Genomic DNA, 2,395 nt, shown 5'->3' on the forward strand with positions numbered 1-2,395 from the left:
GGGAAAACGCGGTGCGTTTTCTGATCCGGTCCAATTGGCCGAGGCCATCGCCGAGGTCATGCCGATACGTGTCCACATCGGGCCGTGGGCCCGAAGCCCACGGCCAGCGCCCGCCCTCCGGGTGGCGGGCGCTTCGCGCCCACCGGGCGGGCGTTGGCCTCTCGGTCAAAGGCTGAACAGGTCTTGCTCCACCGCCCCCACAGGACCGGGAAAACGCGGTGCGTTTTCTAACCCGGCCCCCTTGGCCGAGGCCATTGCCGAGGTCATGCGGAGGCGACAGTGAGTTTGGGGCGAGTGCCCCAAAGGCACTCGGCCAGCGCCCGCCCTGCGGGGGTGAGGCAGGACCGTGGCCCCTGATGGGGCCGCGTAAGCCTGCCGAACGACGCTATCGCACCCACCGGGCGGGCGTTGGCCTCTCGGTCATGGGCTGAAAGGGTCTTGCGGGGCGGTTTCCACAAGGCCGGGAAAACGCGTTGCGTTTTCTGATCCGGCCCCATTGACCCCGGCGACAGCGACCTTGCGCCCTCAGCGATGCGCGGCGTAGATTTCCACGATCCGCGCCACCGCGTCCTCGGCGCTCATCTCCACGCTTTCGCCCGTGCGGCGCGAGGTCAGCTCCACCACGCCCTTGCCCAACCCCTTCGGCCCGACCGTGATCCGCCACGGCAGGCCGATCAGGTCCATCGTGGCGAACTTCGCCCCCGCGCGCTCGTCGCGGTCGTCATAGAGCGGGTCGAGCCCCGCCGCGACCAGCGCCTTGTAAAGCCCCTCACAGGCCGCATCGGTGCCGGCATCGCCCTGTTTCAGGTTCACGATCCCGCAATGGAAGGGCGTCACGCCCTCGGGCCAGATGATGCCCTTGTCGTCATGGTTCGCCTCGATCAGCGCACCCAGCAGACGGCTCACGCCAATGCCGTGGCTGCCCATCTCCACCGGCACGCGGTTGCCCTCGGCAGTCACCACCGTGGCGCCCATGCTTTCCGAATATTTGGTGCCGAAATAGAAGATCTGCCCCACCTCGATGCCGCGGCCCACCTTGCGGCGCTCCTCGGGGATGGCGTTGAAGGCGGCCTCGTCATGGGTCTCGTCGGTGCGGGCGTACAGCGTGGTGAATTCCTCGCAGATCGCCGCCACCTCGGCGCGATTGTCGTAATCCACCGCGCGGTCACCCAGCTTCAGCTCCGGCACCTTGGCGTCATAGAACACCTCCGACTCGCCGGTGGAGGCCAGCACGAGGAACTCATGCGTATTGTCGCCGCCGATCGGACCAGAGGCCGCGCGCATCGGAATGGCCGTCAGCCCCATGCGCTCATAGGTGCGCAAGTAGCTGACCATATGGCGGTTATAGGCATGCAGCGCGTCTTCCTTCGTCAGGTCGAAGTTATAGCCGTCCTTCATCAGGAACTCGCGGCCCCGCATCACGCCAAAGCGCGGGCGCACCTCGTCGCGGAACTTCCACTGGATGTGGTAAAGCGTCAGCGGCAGCTCCTTGTAGCTGTTCACATGGGCGCGGAAGATGTCGGTGATCATCTCCTCATTGGTCGGGCCGAACAGCATGTCGCGCTCGTGCCGGTCCTTGATGCGCAGCATCTCCTGGCCGTAATCGTCATAGCGGCCGCTTTCGCGCCACAGATCGGCTGGTTGCAGCGTGGGCATCAGCAGCGGAATATGGCCCGCGCGGATCTGCTCCTCATGCACGATCTGTTCGATGCGTTTCAGCACCTTGAAGCCCAGCGGCAGCCAGGAATAGATACCCGCCGCCTGTTGCTTGATCATGCCGGCGCGCAGCATGTAGCGATGCGAGACGATCTGCGCCTCGGCGGGGTTCTCTTTCAGCACGGGAAGGAAATAGCGCGACAGACGCATGGCAGGGCCTCTTGTAACCGTTTGAGCGTTCCTAGCCGCTTCGGCGCAAGGGGGCAAGTTTTGCGCGGCTGAGGGGGGCCGCGCCAATGACCTCGGCGACCGAGAGGCCAGAGCCCGCCCGGCGGCTTCGGGCCACCGGCCCAAACGGAGACGATGCCGCATGACCTCGGCGATGGCCTCGGCCAAGGGGCCGGATCAGAAAACGCATCGCGTTTTCCCGGCCCTGTGGAAACCGCCCCGCAAGACCCTTTCAGCCCATGACCGAGAGGCCTGCGCCCGCCCGGCGGTTGGGAAGCACCCGCCCCAAACTCACTGTCGCCTGCGCATGACCTCGGCGATGGCCTAGGCCAAGGGGGCCGGGTCAGAAAACGCATCGCGTTTTCCCGGCCCTGTGAGAACGATGCAGCAAGGCCGTTTCCGCTCGTGACCGAGAGGCCAGTGCCTGCCCCGGCGGGGGCGAAGCGCCCGCCAATGGCGGGGCGGGCGCTGGCCGTGGGCTTCGGGCCCACGGCCCGATGCGGAAATGTAT

General features: G+C 66.4%; 1 protein-coding gene. It reads right to left on the reverse strand.

What is annotated here, in order from left to right; all coding sequences use genetic code 11:
* Positions 1-525: 525 nt before the first annotated feature.
* Positions 526-1,866: a proline--tRNA ligase gene (gene proS, locus JNN06_RS03900; protein ID WP_291238290.1), complete on the reverse strand. Its 1,341-nt coding sequence runs from the start codon at positions 1,864-1,866 to the stop codon at positions 526-528.
* Positions 1,867-2,395 lie beyond the last annotated feature (529 nt).

The sequence above is a fragment of the Gemmobacter sp. genome, from assembly GCF_016792925.1.
In the GTDB taxonomy this organism is placed as follows: Bacteria; Pseudomonadota; Alphaproteobacteria; order Rhodobacterales; family Rhodobacteraceae; genus Gemmobacter.

What these genes read in the sequence shown, in the direction of transcription:
- proS (WP_291238290.1), bottom strand. Translation starts at nt 1,866, where the DNA reads ATGCGTCTGTCGCGCTATTTCCTTCCCGTGCTGAAAGAGAACCCCGCC.